The 14,745-nt window shown below is 66.0% G+C and carries 16 protein-coding genes; 11 read left to right on the top strand and 5 right to left on the bottom strand.

Translation table 11 applies throughout. The annotated features are described in order from the left end of the window. Positions 1-5: 5 nt before the first annotated feature. Both HV681_RS04895 and HV681_RS04890 read right to left on the bottom strand, forming a co-directional pair. A complete protein-coding gene (locus HV681_RS04895; RefSeq protein WP_175122032.1) occupies positions 6-1,289 on the bottom strand; it encodes a c-type cytochrome in 1,284 nt (427 codons plus the stop codon). Between the two features lie 12 nt (positions 1,290-1,301). Then, positions 1,302-2,060 (bottom strand): c-type cytochrome, encoded by a 759-nt coding sequence (locus tag HV681_RS04890; RefSeq protein ID WP_175122031.1) that lies wholly within the window; start codon positions 2,058-2,060, stop codon positions 1,302-1,304. A 195-nt stretch (positions 2,061-2,255) separates the two neighbouring features. On the opposite strand from HV681_RS04890, the gene rapZ reads away from it, so the two are divergent. Further along, the gene (gene rapZ, locus HV681_RS04885) at positions 2,256-3,128 is read left to right on the top strand and encodes an RNase adapter RapZ (protein WP_175122771.1); all 873 of its coding nucleotides are present in this window, start codon (positions 2,256-2,258) and stop codon (positions 3,126-3,128) included. Further along, positions 3,125-4,084 carry a septal ring lytic transglycosylase RlpA family protein gene (locus tag HV681_RS04880; protein WP_175122030.1) on the top strand — a complete coding sequence of 320 codons (960 nt, stop codon included), beginning with the start codon at positions 3,125-3,127 and terminating at the stop codon, positions 4,082-4,084. Before rapZ ends, HV681_RS04880 begins: the two co-directional genes overlap by 4 nt. Positions 4,085-4,096: 12 nt before the next feature. Here the strand turns inward: HV681_RS04880 and HV681_RS04875 are convergent, their stop codons facing one another. Together HV681_RS04875 and rsmI are read right to left on the bottom strand one after the other, a co-directional pair. Continuing rightward, entirely contained in the window at positions 4,097-4,681 is a 585-nt protein-coding gene (locus HV681_RS04875) for a methylated-DNA--[protein]-cysteine S-methyltransferase (protein WP_175122029.1), read from the bottom strand. 3 nt (positions 4,682-4,684) lie between these two features. Continuing rightward, positions 4,685-5,620: a 16S rRNA (cytidine(1402)-2'-O)-methyltransferase gene (gene rsmI / locus HV681_RS04870; RefSeq protein WP_175122028.1), complete on the bottom strand. Its 936-nt coding sequence runs from the start codon at positions 5,618-5,620 to the stop codon at positions 4,685-4,687. Between the two features lie 65 nt (positions 5,621-5,685). Here rsmI and HV681_RS04865 point away from each other — a divergent pair, with 65 nt between their 5' ends. The 4 genes from HV681_RS04865 (at position 5,686) to HV681_RS04850 (ending at position 8,078) form a co-directional block, all read left to right on the top strand. Then, positions 5,686-6,165, top strand: coding sequence for a YraN family protein (locus tag HV681_RS04865; protein ID WP_175122027.1), 480 nt, complete (start codon positions 5,686-5,688; stop codon positions 6,163-6,165). A gap of 85 nt (positions 6,166-6,250) precedes the next feature. Next, on the top strand, positions 6,251-6,844 hold the full coding sequence (locus tag HV681_RS04860; protein ID WP_175122026.1) for a phosphoheptose isomerase: 594 nt from the start codon (positions 6,251-6,253) through the stop codon (positions 6,842-6,844). Beyond that, on the top strand, positions 6,841-7,587 hold the full coding sequence (locus HV681_RS04855; RefSeq protein WP_175122025.1) for a BON domain-containing protein: 747 nt from the start codon (positions 6,841-6,843) through the stop codon (positions 7,585-7,587). Before HV681_RS04860 ends, HV681_RS04855 begins: the two co-directional genes overlap by 4 nt. Next, positions 7,584-8,078 (top strand): peroxiredoxin family protein, encoded by a 495-nt coding sequence (locus HV681_RS04850; protein ID WP_056560300.1) that lies wholly within the window; start codon positions 7,584-7,586, stop codon positions 8,076-8,078. Before HV681_RS04855 ends, HV681_RS04850 begins: the two co-directional genes overlap by 4 nt. A gap of 189 nt (positions 8,079-8,267) precedes the next feature. Here the strand turns inward: HV681_RS04850 and HV681_RS04845 are convergent, their stop codons facing one another. Then, positions 8,268-9,056: a MetQ/NlpA family ABC transporter substrate-binding protein gene (locus tag HV681_RS04845; RefSeq protein WP_175122024.1), complete on the bottom strand. Its 789-nt coding sequence runs from the start codon at positions 9,054-9,056 to the stop codon at positions 8,268-8,270. 272 nt (positions 9,057-9,328) lie between these two features. Between HV681_RS04845 and argB the strand changes: the two genes are divergently transcribed. The 5 genes from argB (at position 9,329) to HV681_RS04820 (ending at position 14,503) form a co-directional block, all read left to right on the top strand. Beyond that, positions 9,329-10,231, top strand: coding sequence for an acetylglutamate kinase (gene argB / locus HV681_RS04840; RefSeq protein WP_013396740.1), 903 nt, complete (start codon positions 9,329-9,331; stop codon positions 10,229-10,231). A gap of 43 nt (positions 10,232-10,274) precedes the next feature. Further along, positions 10,275-11,021: a pyrimidine 5'-nucleotidase gene (locus tag HV681_RS04835; RefSeq protein ID WP_175122770.1), complete on the top strand. Its 747-nt coding sequence runs from the start codon at positions 10,275-10,277 to the stop codon at positions 11,019-11,021. A 51-nt stretch (positions 11,022-11,072) separates the two neighbouring features. Then, positions 11,073-11,648 carry a nucleoid occlusion factor SlmA gene (slmA, locus tag HV681_RS04830; RefSeq protein ID WP_056560305.1) on the top strand — a complete coding sequence of 192 codons (576 nt, stop codon included), beginning with the start codon at positions 11,073-11,075 and terminating at the stop codon, positions 11,646-11,648. Between the two features lie 302 nt (positions 11,649-11,950). After that, positions 11,951-13,444 carry a DASS family sodium-coupled anion symporter gene (locus HV681_RS04825; RefSeq protein ID WP_175122023.1) on the top strand — a complete coding sequence of 498 codons (1,494 nt, stop codon included), beginning with the start codon at positions 11,951-11,953 and terminating at the stop codon, positions 13,442-13,444. Positions 13,445-13,453: 9 nt separating this feature from the next. Further along, positions 13,454-14,503, top strand: a complete 1,050-nt coding sequence (locus tag HV681_RS04820; RefSeq protein WP_175122022.1) for an Ldh family oxidoreductase — start codon at positions 13,454-13,456, stop codon at positions 14,501-14,503. Positions 14,504-14,745 lie beyond the last annotated feature (242 nt).

Here is a 14,745-nt window from a genome sequence, read left to right as displayed (position 1 = left end):
CAGCGCTAATTCAACGTCGATGACGCCCGCGCGCGCTTGACCTCCAGCGCGCTGACCCCTCCCGCCTCGTTGCCCCAGCTATTGCGGATGTACGTCACGAGCATCGCAATGTCGTTGTCGTTCAGCACCTGGCCAAATGGCGGCATGCCGTGAGGACGCGGGTTTGCAGCCGTGGCGGGGGCGTACCCGCCGTCCAGCACCATGCGGATGGCGTTGACTGGCGACGGCGCAGTCACCGTTGGATTGCCGGCCAGCGCGGGCCACGCCGTGCCGCTGCCCTTGCCGTGGGCCTGGTGGCATTGCGCGCATTGCTGGCTGTACAGCTTGCCGCCCAGCTCCATGGCCGCGGGCGCAGGCGCGGCGGCACGCGCATCGGATGCGGGCGGCGTGGCGGGCAGCGACTTCAGATACACGCCGATGGCCAGCGCGTCATCCTCTGTCAGGTGCTGCGTGCTGCCCAGCACGACTTCCGCCATCGGCCCGCTGACGGTCGAATGCGCCGCGATGCCGGTCTTGAGCAGCGTGGCGATGTCCTGCGCCGACCAGCGCCCCATGCCGGTCTGCATGTCGTTCGTCAGCGGCGGCGCGTACCAGTCCAGCACGGGAATCACGCCACCGGCCAGCGCGTCGCCGCTGCGCGTGGCGCCCAGGCTGTTGCGGGGCGTGTGGCAGGCCGCGCAATGGCCCAGCCCTTCGACCAGATAGCGGCCGCGATTCCATTGGACCGATTGACCGGGATCGGCTTCTTGCACTCCCGGCTTGAAATACAGCGCGCGCCATGCCGCCAGCAGCATCCGCTGGTCGTACGGAAAGGCCATCTCGGGCGGTCGGTTGGCCTGCCTGACGGGCGAAATGCTGCGCAGATAGGCATACAGCGCATCCGAATCGCTGCGCGTGACGCGCGTGTATTCGGTGTAGGGGAACGCCGGATACAGCAGCGTGCCGTCCTTCGACTTGCCGTTGTGCAGCGCCTGCCAGAAGTCGTCGGCCGTCCAGGCGCCAATGCCGGTCTCCGCGTCGGGCGTGATGTTCGGGCCGTACACCGTGCCGAACGGCGTGGGTACAGGGGTGCCGCCGGCAAACGCCTTGCCCCCTCGGCTGGTGTGGCAGGCCATGCAGTTGCCAGCCAGCGCCAGGTAGCGGCCACGCTCGATCTGCGCCGCGCCGTCGGCCGCCGCCACGGCGGGGCCGGTGCTGGCATCGTCACGCGTGCCGAGCCAATACAACGTGCCTGCGGCCACCACGACCACCAGCAGCAGAACAACCAGGATTCTTTTCATCAGCGTCATTCGCGGCCCCGTTCAGCGTTGCGCCTGGCTGCCGCATTCCGCGGGGAGCCGGACTGAATTCGCGGCGTCGGGCACGTAGGGCTCGACGACGGGCTGCGACGACAGCCACGCCGCCAGGGCGCCGATGTCGTTGGGGGTGAGCTTGTGGGAGATGTCGGCCATGCAATCCGGCGCGGCGGCGCGGCGCAGGCCGTTCTTCCAGCCGCCGATCTGCGCGCCGATGTAGTCGCGCGGCAGACCCAGCAGGCCGGGGATCGCGGGCAACATGCCGGACAGGGCCGCGCCGTGACAGGACGCACAGGCCGGCAGACCGCGCGCCGCATCGCCCTCCTTGGCAAGCCGGCGACCGGCCTCCAGCGTGGCGGCGGACACATCCGCACGAACAGGCGCCGGATACGGCACATGCTGCTCGGAAAAGTACGCGGCCATCTCGCGTAGGTAGTCGTCGGACAGGCCGGCCAGCAGGTGCGTCATGGGCCGGTACTGCCGCCGCCCGTCGCGAAAGTTCAGAAGCTGGTGATAGAGGTAGTCCTGCGGCTTGCCGGCCAGCCGCGGATAGTAGCCGTCGGCGCCCGCCCTGCCCTGTGCGCCGTGACAGGCGGTACAGGCCGCGACCCGGGCCGCCATGGTGTCGGGCTGCAGCGTCGGCGGCGCCGTCTGCTGCGCCAGCGTCGGCGCGGACATAAACACAACAGCCGCAGCCGCCAAAGCGCTGCGGAAGGCCCAAAACCGCGGCAGTGAAACACTACAAGAGGAAATGAGGGCTAACATCTAGGTCAAATTCCAACCCCCCGAATCGTGATGGCGGGGCGCGTAAAAGTGGAACTGCGATGGAACTGCGGCGTCTGCGGCCCCTAGCTTACGTCAGGGCATGCAGCGGGGAACAGGCGCAGATCCTGAGTTTATGGCCATATCAGATGCTATCCCGCCGGCATCGTCCTGGAAAAGCGTGCCACAATCATGTCCATGTTGAAAGTCGTCCTCGTCACCGGCATTTCCGGTTCCGGCAAATCCGTCGCGCTGCGCATGCTCGAGGACGCGAGCTACACCTGTGTCGACAATCTTCCCGTCCGTTTCCTGACCGAGTTCATTGCGCAGGCGCGCGATGACGGCATGGAACGCGTCGCCGTCGCAATCGACGTGCGCTCACCGGGTGAACTGGCCGAACTGCCCGACGTGGTCACTGCGCTGCGCGCCATGGGCACCAGCCTGCGCGTGGTCTTCCTGGATGCCAATACGGCCACCCTGGTGCAGCGCTATTCCGAATCGCGCCGGCGTCATCCGCTGACCGACCGCCTGCAACGCGGCGGCACGGCGCCGTCGCTGACCGAATGCATTGCGCTGGAAAGAGAGCTGCTGGCGCCGCTGCGCGAGCAGGAACACGTCATCGACACGTCAGAACTGACGCCCGGCCAGCTTCGTGCCTGGATCCGCGACTTGATCAAGGCGGACCGCGCGCCGCTGGTGCTGACGTTCGAATCCTTCGCCTACAAGCGCGGCGTGCCGGGGGATGCGGACCTGGTGTTCGATGTGCGCTGCTTGCCCAATCCCCATTACGACCGCAACCTGCGTCCGCTGACCGGCCGCGACGAACCCGTGGCCACGTGGCTCGCCGGGTACGAGCAAGTGGGCCTGATGATCGACGACATCGCAGGCTTCCTGAAACGCTGGCTGCCGCTGTACACGCAGGACACCCGCAACTATCTGACCGTGGCCATCGGCTGCACCGGCGGCCAGCACCGCTCGGTGTATATCGTGGAGCAACTGGCGCTGCGCTTTGCCGACCACGACCCGCTGCTGGTGCGCCACCGCACGCAACTGCCCGACGAAACCGCATGACGCTTTCCCGCCCGCTTCATTTCCTTTTCATGCTGCTGCTGGCGATCGCCGTGGCAGGCTGCTCCACCAGCGGCGGACGCAAGAAGGGCGGCTACTACAAGGACGACGGGCCGGACGCCAATCCGCCGTCGAACCTGGACCAGATCCCCGACGCGGTGCCCAAGCTGGAACCCTACGCCAGCGGCGCGAACCGGCCTTACGTCGTATTCGGCCAGCGCTACGTACCCGACACCAGCGGCCAGGCCTACAAGAAGCGCGGCATCGCCTCGTGGTACGGCAAGAAATTCCATGGCAACTCCACGTCGATCGGCGAGACCTACGACATGTATGCCATGACCGCCGCGCACACGACGCTGCCGATCCCCAGCTACGCGCGGGTGACCAGCATGGTCAACGGCAAGACGATCATCGTGCGGGTGAACGACCGCGGCCCTTTCCATAGCGACCGCATCATGGACTTGTCCTACGTCGCGGCCTACAAGCTGGGCATCATCGGCCCGGGCAGCGGACAAGTGGTCGTGGAAGCCATCCAGGCCGAAGAGATCCGTCGTCTGGCCTCGCAAGGCGCGCCTGCAGCCCCCGCGCCGGAACCGGATTCGGCCACGGGCTCCACGCCGGTCATGGCGCCGGTGACGTCCACCCCCGTGGCGTTGGCGCCCGAGCCCCTGGCGCCTGCCGCGCCCAGCCCCGCCCCGATGCGTCCGGCTGTCGGCGCCGCCACGGGCAGCGTCTACCTGCAGGTGGGCGCGTTCAGTCAGCCCGGCAATGCGCAGTCACTGGTCAGCCGCATCAATACGCAGCTCGGCGCCGAAGGCGCGCCGCCGGCGTCGGTGGAACAGGCCAATAATCTGTACCGCGTGCGGATCGGTCCGTATCCCGATCGCCAAAGCGCGCTCAATGCCGTGCCGCTGGTGTCCGACCGGATCGGCATCCTGCCGACGATCGCGTCGCAGTAAGCGGAACGACGGCTACCAGGGCAGCTCTGCCTGCCCGTCGCACACCCGGCGCGCGTGCGCGCTGCGGCTCACATAGCGGTTGCCTTCATGCGCCAGCAGCGCCTGCTTGCGCGGCAATCCACCGCCAAAGCCCGTCAGCGAGGTGTCCGCGCCGATCACGCGGTGACACGGAATGATGATGCTGATGGGATTGCGGCCGACCGCGCCGCCGACTGCCTGCGCGCCCTTGGGCCGGTTCACCGTGCGGGCCAGTTCGCCGTAGCTGGTGAGCGTGCCGAATTCCAGCGCGCACAGCGCATGCCAGACCTGGTGCTGAAAGGTCGTCCCCACCGGGTCGAGCGTCACGTCGAACAGGCGGCGCTCGCCAGCAAACCATTCGTCAAGCTCGCGCCGCGCCTGCTCCAGGAACGGATCGCTGTCGGTCAGCGTCCATCCATCCGGCGGCGGCAGTAGCGCCTGATCGGTGAACCACGCGCCGCGCAATCCCTTCGGGCTGGCCACCAGGCGCAGATCACCGAGCGGCGTGGGCATGTCGCGATAGGTCAGCCGCTCTTGCGGATCGGCAGGCTTGTTGGACACGACGGTCGAATACACCATGGCTTACTCCTGCCCCTTCTTGCGGGTCAGGGCCCGGTTGTAGAGCACGTCGCGCGGCTGGCCGGTGACTTTGGCCGCGACCCGCGCGGCGTCGCGCACGGACAGCGACTCCAGCAAGGCGTCCAGCAGGACGTCGTGGGCGGGATCGACGTCGTCAGACTCAGGCGCGTCCGCCTCGGCATGGACGATCAGCACGAACTCGCCCTGCTCGCGATGCGCATCGGCGGCCAGCCATGCCGCGGCCTCGCCCAGCTTGACGGTGCCGATCTCTTCGAAGCGTTTGGTCAGTTCGCGCGCGACGGTCAGTTCACGTTCCGGCCCGCAGACCTCGAGCAGGTCCGCAACGGTGGCCGCCAGCCGGTGCGGCGATTCGAACATCACGACGGGCGCGGGCAACGCGCACCATTGGCGCAGCCAGCGCTGCCGGGCCACCGCCTTGGACGGCGCAAAGCCCGCGAAGGCGTAGGCAGGATTCTCGTCCGTGGTGACGCCGCTGCCCATCAGGGCGGCGATCACGGCGCTGGGGCCGGGTACAGGCACCACCGCATAGCCGGCGGCGCGCACGGCGCGGACCACGCGGGCGCCGGGGTCGCTGACTGCGGGCGCGCCGGCATCGGACACCAAGGCCACGCGCTGGCCTTGCGCCAGTCGCTCGCAAATGGCTTGCGCCGCGGCGGCCTCGTTGTGGCGATGCGCCGCCATGAGCGGCGTGCTGACGCCCCAGGCGTCCAGCAGCGTGCGGCTGGCGCGCGTGTCCTCGGCAGCGATCACGTCAGCCCGTTGCAGGGCGTGCCAGGCGCGCAGGCCCAGATCGCCGAGATTGCCGATGGGCGTGGCCACGACATACAGCGTCGAGGCGGGCCAATGCTGGCCCGCCACGCGTTCCGACACGCGGGACCAGGCATCGCCGGCAATGGGAGGTGAGACGTTTTGATTCATTGCTGCCTGCTGACACGAAAAACCATGTCAGTGTAGCCGCCTATGCCCGCTGCTTTCGGAATCCCATGACGGACGACACCCTGCGCCTGGCCTGCGAACTTGCCCTGGCGGCACGCCGCCGCGCCGCAAAACGCCGGCGGCGCACCGGGCGCACGCCTGCCGACCGCCCGCCCCCGCGCCGCTCGCCCACCCAGCGGCGCGGCGACCATCATGAAGCGGCGGCGTTGCGCCTGCTGGCGGCCCAGGGTCTGAGGCTGCTGGCGCGCAACCTGGCCTGCCGCGCCGGGGAAATCGACCTCGTCATGCGCGAGGGCGACACGCTGGTCTTCGTCGAGGTCCGGGCGCGCGCCGCCAGCCGCTTCGGCGGCGCCGCCGCCAGCATCGGCCCCGAAAAGCAGACGCGCCTTGCCCGCGCGGCGGCGTATTGGCTGCCCGAGCTGGCCCGCCGGCACTGGGGCGGCCTGGTCCCGCCCGCCCGCTTCGACGCCGTGGTTTTCGACAGCGGCGACCCCGCCTGGCTGCGCGGCGCATTCTGGCTGCCATGACCCGGCAAGTCTGGCGTGACATCCCCCCTCGCCCACGTTGCGCATGGACAGAACCGCGGCCCGGCCCCGTGAGATAATCGCGCCCATGGATATGACCTCTCGTATGACGTCGCACTTTCGCGACGCCATGGCCGCTCACGAACAAAGCATGAACGTCCTGGCCGAACCGCTGGCCGTGGCCGTGGACGTGCTGTTCGGCGCCCTGGCGAACAACGGCAAGATTCTGGCTTGCGGCAATGGCGGCTCGGCTGCCGACGCGCAGCATTTCATCGCGGAACTGGTGGGCCGCTTCGAACGCGAACGCCTGCCGCTCGCGGGCATTGCGCTCAACACCGACACCTCGATTCTCACGGCAGTCGGCAACGACTACGGCTTTGACGAAATCTACGAGCGGCAGGTCAACGCCTTCGGACAGGCCGGCGACGTGCTCGTGGCCATCTCGACCAGCGGCAATTCGCCCAACGTGGTCCGCGCCATGGAAGCCGCCAGCGCGCGCGAGATGCACGTGCTGGCCCTGACCGGCAAGGGCGGCGGCGTCATGGGGGAACTCATTACCCCGATGGACGTCCATCTATGTGTTCCCAGCGATCGCACCATGCGCATCCAGGAAGTCCATATTCTGCTGCTGCACGCGCTGTGCGACGGCATCGACGCTCTTCTGCTTGGAGACACCGAATGATTCTTGACGTCAGACCCGCAGTCCGCCCGCTGATGCTTGCCGCCGCGCTATCGACCGCGGCGCTTTCGCTGACGGCCTGCGCGCCCTTGATCGTGGGCGGGGCCGCCGCCACCACGGCGGTCGTGGTCACCGACCGCCGCACGTCCGGCGTCCAGCTCGAAGACCAGAACATGGCGTTCAAGGCGCAGAGCCAGATCGCCCAGAAGCTGGGCGACACGGCCCGCGTCAACGCCATGGCCTACGGCGGCCACCTGCTGCTGACCGGCGACGTGCCCTCCGAAGAAGCCAAGAACCAGGCCACGGCCATCGCGCAAAGCGTCGAAAACGTGAAGCAGGTCATCAACCAGCTCAACGTCGGCCCCATCGCCTCGTTCGGCCAGCGCTCCAACGACACCTGGCTGACCTCCAAGGTCAAGACCGCGCTGCTCAACACCAAGTACGTGCCCTCGGGCACCATCGCGGTCACCACCGATCGCGGCGTCGTCTACCTGATGGGCAAAGTCACCCAGGTCGAAGGCGAATACGCCGCCAATGCCACCGCCGACGTCGGCGGCGTGACCAAAGTCGTCAAGCTCTTTGAAATCATCAGCCGCGAAGAAGCCATCCGTCTGTCTGGCAGCGGCTCCAAACCCGCCACCACCGAAAGCAAGGCGCCCATCGAAACCGGAACCGGTCCGGCCACCGACAACGCGGCTGGCACCGGCGGCACGAGCAGCGGCGTTGAAGCAATGCCCATCAAATGAAAAAAGCCATCGTAGCCCTCGCAGTTCTCGTGGCGGTCGGCATCGGCGCCTGGTTTGCCATGCGCCCGGCCCAGACCGCCCCCGACGTCACCTTCACCACGCTGGAAGGCAAGACCTTCTCCATGCAGGACCTGCGCGGCAAGGTCGTGCTGGTCAAATTCTGGGCAACCAGCTGTGTGACCTGCGTGAAGCAGATGCCCGACACCATCTCCGCCTACAACGAGTACGCGGACAAGGGATATGAAGCCATCGCGGTCGCCATGAACTACGACCCGCCAAACTTCGTGCTCAACTTCGCCGAAACCCGCAAGCTGCCGTTCCCGGTCGCGCTGGACACCAAGGGCGAGATCGCGCGCGCCTTCGGCGACATCCGCCTGACGCCCACGGCGTTTCTCATCGACAAAGAGGGACATATCATCAAGCGTTACCTGGGCGAATACGACAAGGCCGAGTTCCACGCCACCGTCGAAAAGGCCCTGGCCGCCGGCTGATCCGCCGCATCGGCGCAGCCCCAAGAAATCGCCCGCTGCAAGCGGGCGATTTTTTTTGGGCGCGCGTCCCGCTTAGACTGTCTTCATGCAAAAAGCCGCCCGGGGTCAACGGGCGGCTTTTCGGCAATGCGGCGGGCTGATCCTGACGGGCGCGGGCGGTTCAGACTGCCCGCGACAGGTGCGTCAAAATCAGAAGGCGGGAACCACTGCGCCCTTGTACTTTTCCTGGATGAAGGTCTTGACCTCCGGCGAGTGCAGCGCGTCGACCAGCTTCTCGATGCCGGGCGCGTCCTTGTTGTCGCTGCGGGTGACCAGCACGTTGGCGTACGGCGAATCGGCGCCTTCGATGAACAGGGCATCCTTGGTCGGCACCAGACCGGCTTCCAGCGCGTAGTTGGTGTTGATGAGCGCCAGGTCCACGTCGTCCAGCGCGCGCGGCAGCATGGCGGCTTCGAGTTCGCGGAACTTCAACTTCTTGGGGTTCTCGACGACATCGGCGGCGGTCGCCAGGATGTTGGCCGGATCCTTGAGTTTGATGACGCCCTGCTTCTGCAGCAGCACCAGGGCGCGGCCGCCGTTGGACGGGTCATTGGGGATGGCGACCGTGGCGCCGTCCTTCAGGTCGGACAGGCTCTTGATCTTCTTGGAATAGCCGCCGAAGGGCTCGACGTGGACCAGCGCCACCGGCACGAGCGTTGCCTTGCGATCCTTGTTGAAGCTTTCCAGGTACGGCTTGTGCTGGAAGAAGTTGGCGTCCAGTTGCTTGTCCGCCAGTTGCAGGTTGGGCTGCACGTAGTCGCTGAACACCTTGATGTCGAGCTCCACGCCTTCCTTGGCCAGCTTGGGCTTGACCACTTCCAGGATCTCGGCGTGCGGCACCTGCGTGGCGCCCACGACCACCTTTTCGGCGTGGGCCGCGTTGGCGGCAACCAGGAGGACCGACGCCGCCAGGGCGGAACGGACAAAGTTCAAACGCATGTGTTGCCTCTTTTATGGTGAAAACCGGGATCGATGTCCCGCAGGTTCGGGCAGGCCCCCTTTTGCGGGGCGTGCCGTTGTGAAAACGCCCCCAATTTACCTGAATGCCGGTTATTTGTCGGGCATATGGACATGGGTTTGCAGCATAAGAAACCTGTGGGGACTACAATCCGTCGTATGCTTGCGCTAGGCGCGTTCCAACCGCGTTCTTGTGCAGGCATTTTTTTAACGCCCATCAACTTTTTTGTTATTTATCTGCCGACTTAGCTGCCATGACCGACACCCCCGACCCTGCTGCCGTTTCGTCTCCCGCCGTCAAAGCCGCCGTGCTGTCCGAGGCTCTGCCGTATATCCGACGATTTCACGGCAAGACCATCGTGGTCAAGTACGGCGGCAACGCCATGACGGAAGAGCGATTGCAGCGCAGCTTCGCGCACGATGTCGTGCTGCTCAAGCTGGTGGGTCTGAACCCGGTGGTGGTCCACGGTGGTGGTCCGCAGATCGATGACGCCCTGCGCCGCATCGGCAAGCAAGGCACCTTCATCCAGGGCATGCGCGTCACCGACGCCGAGACCATGGAAGTCGTGGAATGGGTGCTGGGCGGCCAGGTCCAGCAGGACATCGTCATGATGATCAACGAGGTCGGCGGCAAGGCCGTCGGCCTGACCGGCAAGGACGGTGGTCTGATCCAGGCCCAGAAGAAGCTGATGGCCAACAAGGACAACCCGTCCGAGCCCATCGACATCGGTTTCGTCGGCGACATCACGATGGTCGAGCCTGCCGTCGTGAAGGCGCTGCAGGACGACCAGTTCATCCCCGTCATTTCGCCCATCGGCTATGGCGAGGACGGCACGGCCTACAACATCAATGCCGACGTCGTCGCCGGCAAGATGGCCGAAGTGCTGGGCGCCGAAAAGCTGCTCATGCTGACCAACACCCCGGGCGTGCTGGACAAGGGCGGCAAGCTGCTGCGCAGCCTGTCGGCCCAGACCATCGACGAGCTCTTTGCCGATGGCACGATCTCCGGCGGCATGCTGCCCAAGATCTCGTCCGCGCTGGACGCCGCCAAGAACGGCGTCAATTCGGTGCACATCGTCGACGGCCGCGTGCCGCACTGCCTGCTGCTTGAAATCCTGACCGACCAGGGCGTCGGCACGATGATCAGCTCGCACTGATGACGCACACCCCCGCAGCACGGCGCGCCGCGCGAGCGTCATGATGCAAGTGCGACGCCAGTTGCTGCGGCCCGCGGTGCGGATGCGCCGCTCCCGCGGGATTGCCACAGGCGCGCCCGAGCGCCTGTGGCTGTTCGATCTGGACAATACGCTCCACGACACCTCGCACGCCATCTTCTCCAAGATCGACCACGGCATGACGATGGCGGTGGCCGAGGCGCTAAACGTGGACGTGGATGCCGCCAACCTCGTGCGCAAGCAGTACTGGAAACGCTACGGCGCGACCATGATCGGCATGGTGCGCCACCACGGCGTGGATGCCCACGAATTCCTGCATCGCAGCCACGACTTCGACGTCGCGCCGTTGATGCGCTCGGAAAAGGCGCTTGCCTACAAGCTGCGCCGCCTGCCCGGGCGCAAGGTCCTGCTGACCAACGCGCCGCTGCACTATGCGCGGTCCGTCCTGTCGCATCTGGGCATCCTGCGCCAGTTCGACAGCCTGTGGGCCATCGAGCACATGCGGTTGCATGGCGAGTTCCGGCCCAAGCCCTCCGCGGCGCTGCTGCGCTACGTGCTGGCGCGCGAAGGCGTTCCCGCCCACCGCGCCGTGCTGGTCGAAGACACGCTGGCCAACCTGCGGGGCGCCCGGCTGGCCGGCCTGAAGACGGTCCACGTGTATCACCCCGGCACGCCCTTCGGCCGCGGACGCTCGCACCGCCCGGCCTACGTCGACTTGCGGGTAAACTGCGTCAGTGATTTATTGTTACGCCGACGCCCCCTGCGGGGCTGACGGCTCGCAGCATCCCCTCCACCCGTCATCCTGCGCGAAGCAGTCCCTCCCATGGCGAGCAAACCCGGCGAGCGCAAGACCCAGATTCTGCAGACTCTGGCCGAAATGCTGGAACAGCCGCACGCGTCCCGCATCACCACGGCCGCTCTGGCCGCGCGTCTGGAGGTCTCCGAAGCCGCCCTCTACCGGCACTTCGCAAGCAAGGCGCAGATGTTCGAAGGACTGATCGAGTTCATCGAAACCAGCATCTTCACGCTGGTGAACCAGATCGCCACCGCCGAGCCCTACGGATTGCCTCAAGCCCACAAGACGGTCTCCATGCTGCTGACGTTCTCGGAGCGCAACAAGGGCATGACCCGCGTGCTGACCGGCGATGCACTGGTCACGGAAGACAACCGGCTGCAGGAACGTATCAACCACATCAACGACCGCATAGAGGCGTCGTTGAAGCAATCGCTGCGCATCGCCATCACCGACGGCGGCCTGCCGCAGGAAGCCAACGTTGCCGCGCATGCCAGCCTGCTGACGCATCTGGTGCTGGGCCGCTGGCTGCGCTACGCGCAAAGTGGATGGCGCGTCACGCCCACGCTGCATCTGGACGAACAGCTGCGTCTGGCCTTGGGCTGATGCGCCCGCATTAGCGCCATTTCACGTACCAATCCCGGCTCTTTTCGCGGGTCGGCCGCACGCATCGTGATCCGATTGGTTCGCGCCGATGCAACACTCGCATGCTTGCCCCGCGCGGGGGGCGACGAGCATAATGCCCAGGACGAGTTTTCCACAAGCGCTGTTCTCCACCTTCTTGATGTTCATCAATACGGGTTTTCCACAATGCCGTCACGATCATCCTGTAGCGTCGACACACCGATTTGATTGACCCCGTGCTCGCGGGCGGTGTTTCGTCAGTTTGACCTCAACCGGAGAAGGATATGGCCGCGGAAACCGCAGTCCCCGCCTCGCAAGCCCCCAAGAAAACCAAAATTCCAATCGGGCTCATCGCCGGCATCCTCGTGATGATCGGCGTTTTAATGATGCCCCTGCCCGCAGACCTGCCCGTTGCAGGCCACCGCATGCTGGCAATCCTGGCGTTCGCCGTGGTCGTGTGGATCACCGAAGCCGTGTCGTACGAAGCCAGCGCCATCATGATCACGACGCTGATGGCTTTCCTTCTGGGCACCGCGCCCACCATCAAAGACCCCAACGTTCTCTACGGCACGTCCGCCGCCATCAGCATGGCGCTGACGGGCTTTGCGAACTCGGCGCTGGCGCTCGTCACCGGCGCCTTGTTCATTGCCGCCGCCATGACATTCACCGGACTGGACCGGCGCATCGCGCTGGTAACACTGTCCAAGGTGGGCACCAGCACGCGCCGCATCCTCATCGGATGTATCGCCGTGACGATCGTGCTGAGCCTGGTCGTGCCCAGCGCCACCGCGCGCAGCGCCGCCGTGGTGCCGATCATGATGGGCGTCATCGCTGCCTTCGGCGTGGACAAGCGCTCGAACATCGCGGCCGGCATCATGATCATCGTGGCCCAGGCCACCAGCATCTGGAACGTCGGCATCCAGACCGCCGCCGCGCAGAACCTGCTGACGGTCGGCTTCATGGAAAAGATGCTGGGCGAACGAGTGGCGTGGTCGGACTGGCTGATCGCCGGCGCCCCCTGGTCGTTGATCATGTCGGCCGTGCTGATCGTCATCGTGCTCAAGCTGCTGCCGCCTGAAAGCAACAGCATCGCCGGCGGCAAGGAGGCCGTCGAGAAATCGCTGCTCGACCTGGGTCCCATGACCGGTGCGCAAAAGCGCCTGATGGCCGTGTCGGTCATGCTGCTGCTGTTCTGGTCCACCGAAGGCAAGCTGCACAAGTTCGACACCACCTCGACCACCTACTTCGGCCTCGTGCTGCTGATGCTGCCGCGCTTTGGCGTGATGACGTGGAAAGACGTGCAATCGCGTATTCCATGGGGCACGGTGATCGTGTTCGGCGTGGGTATCAGCCTGGGCACGGCGCTGCTCACGACGCAGGCAGGACAGTGGCTGGGCAACCAGGTGGTGCTGCACACCGGCCTGGACCATCTTGGCCCGCTCGCCATCTTCGCCATCCTGGCGGCCTTCCTGATCGTCATCCACCTGGGCTTTGCCAGCGCCACCGCGCTGACCTCGGCCATGCTGCCCATCCTGATCTCGGTGCTGGCAACGCTGCCGGGCGACTTCAGCCGCCTGGGCATGACGATGCTGCTTGGCTTCGTGGTCAGCTACGGCTTCATCCTGCCCATCAACGCACCGCAGAACATGGTGTGCCTGGGCACCGAGACATTCAACGCCAAGCAGTTCGCCAAGGTCGGCATCATCGTGACCATCGTCGGCTACCTCTTGATGCTGCTGATGGGCATGACTTACTGGCGCTGGCTGGGCTGGCTGTAAGGAGTCGTCATGAAAATCACGCTAGCCCAAGCCAACGAATACGGCCGCCGGGTGCTGATGGCACAAGGCGTGCCGGAAGACATCGCCCGCGACGTGGCCGAGCATCTTGTGGAATCCGACCGCGTCGGCTACACGAGCCACGGCCTGTCGATCCTGACGAATTACCGCCGCGTGCTGTCCGAGGGCCTGGCTCAGCCCGACGGCCGCCCCGAACTCCTCAACGACCGCGGCGCCATGCTGGCCTACGATGGCCACCACGGACTGGGTCAATACGTGGGCAAGGTCGTCATCGAAAAGGCGATCGAGCGCACGCAGGAACACGGCCAGTGCATTCTGACCCTGCGCCACAGCCATCACCTTGGCCGCATGGGCCATTTCGGTGAAATGGTGGCGGCCAAGGGGCTGATCCTGCTGGCCTTCACCAACGTGATCAACCGCTCGCCCACCGTCGCCCCGTTCGGCGGCGCGCAAGCGTGCCTGACCACGAATCCGCTGTGCTTCGCGGGCCCGTTGCCTGGCGGCCGCCCGCCGTTCATTGTGGACATGGCGACCAGCTCGATCGCGGTGAACAAGGCGCGCGTGCTGGCTGCCAAGGGTGAACAGGCGCCGGCAGGGTCGCTGATCGATGCAGAGGGCAATCCGACGACTGACCCGGGTGCGCTCTTTACCGATCCGCCTGGCGCCCTGCTGCCCTTCGGCGGCCACAAGGGCTATGCGCTGGGACTGGTGGCCGAACTGCTCGCGGGTGTGCTGTCCGGCGGCGGCACGATCCAGCCTGAACATCCTCGCATCGGGGTGGCGACCAACAACATGTTCGCGCTGCTGCTCGATCCGCAGGTGGACTTCAATACTGACTGGCGGTCGATGGAAGTCGGCGCGTTCATCGACTACCTGCATGCGTGCAAGCCGCAGCCTGGGGTTGAGTCGGTGCAGTATCCGGGTGAATACGAAGCCCGGAATCGGGCGGTCAATGCGGATTCGGTGGAATTTGATAGCCGGATCTGGGATGGGTTGACGAAGTTGGCCGTGGAGCTTGGCGTGCCTGAAGCGTTGCCGTGAAGTTTTTTTGGGCTGGCGGTGTTTGGGCTGGCATCGAGCGGGGTTCTTAAGACGCCCGCCGCAGCGGGGGCTTGGGTGCGCGGGGCTACGATTGCGGTCCGGAGCCTTCGCTCCGGACTGCCCCGTCCTCAACCTTGTATGGTGTGGATGCGTCTTTCGAAGAAGAAAGGCGCTGGGGTAAGGGACGTCTTCAACCATCAGCCGGTTGCACCCGGACTGCCACTACGAGAGCATCCCACCCC

The organism is Achromobacter animicus, assembly GCF_902859585.1.
In the GTDB taxonomy this organism is placed as follows: Bacteria; Pseudomonadota; Gammaproteobacteria; order Burkholderiales; family Burkholderiaceae_B; genus Achromobacter; species Achromobacter animicus.
This window is presented reverse-complemented; position numbering and strand designations above follow the sequence as displayed.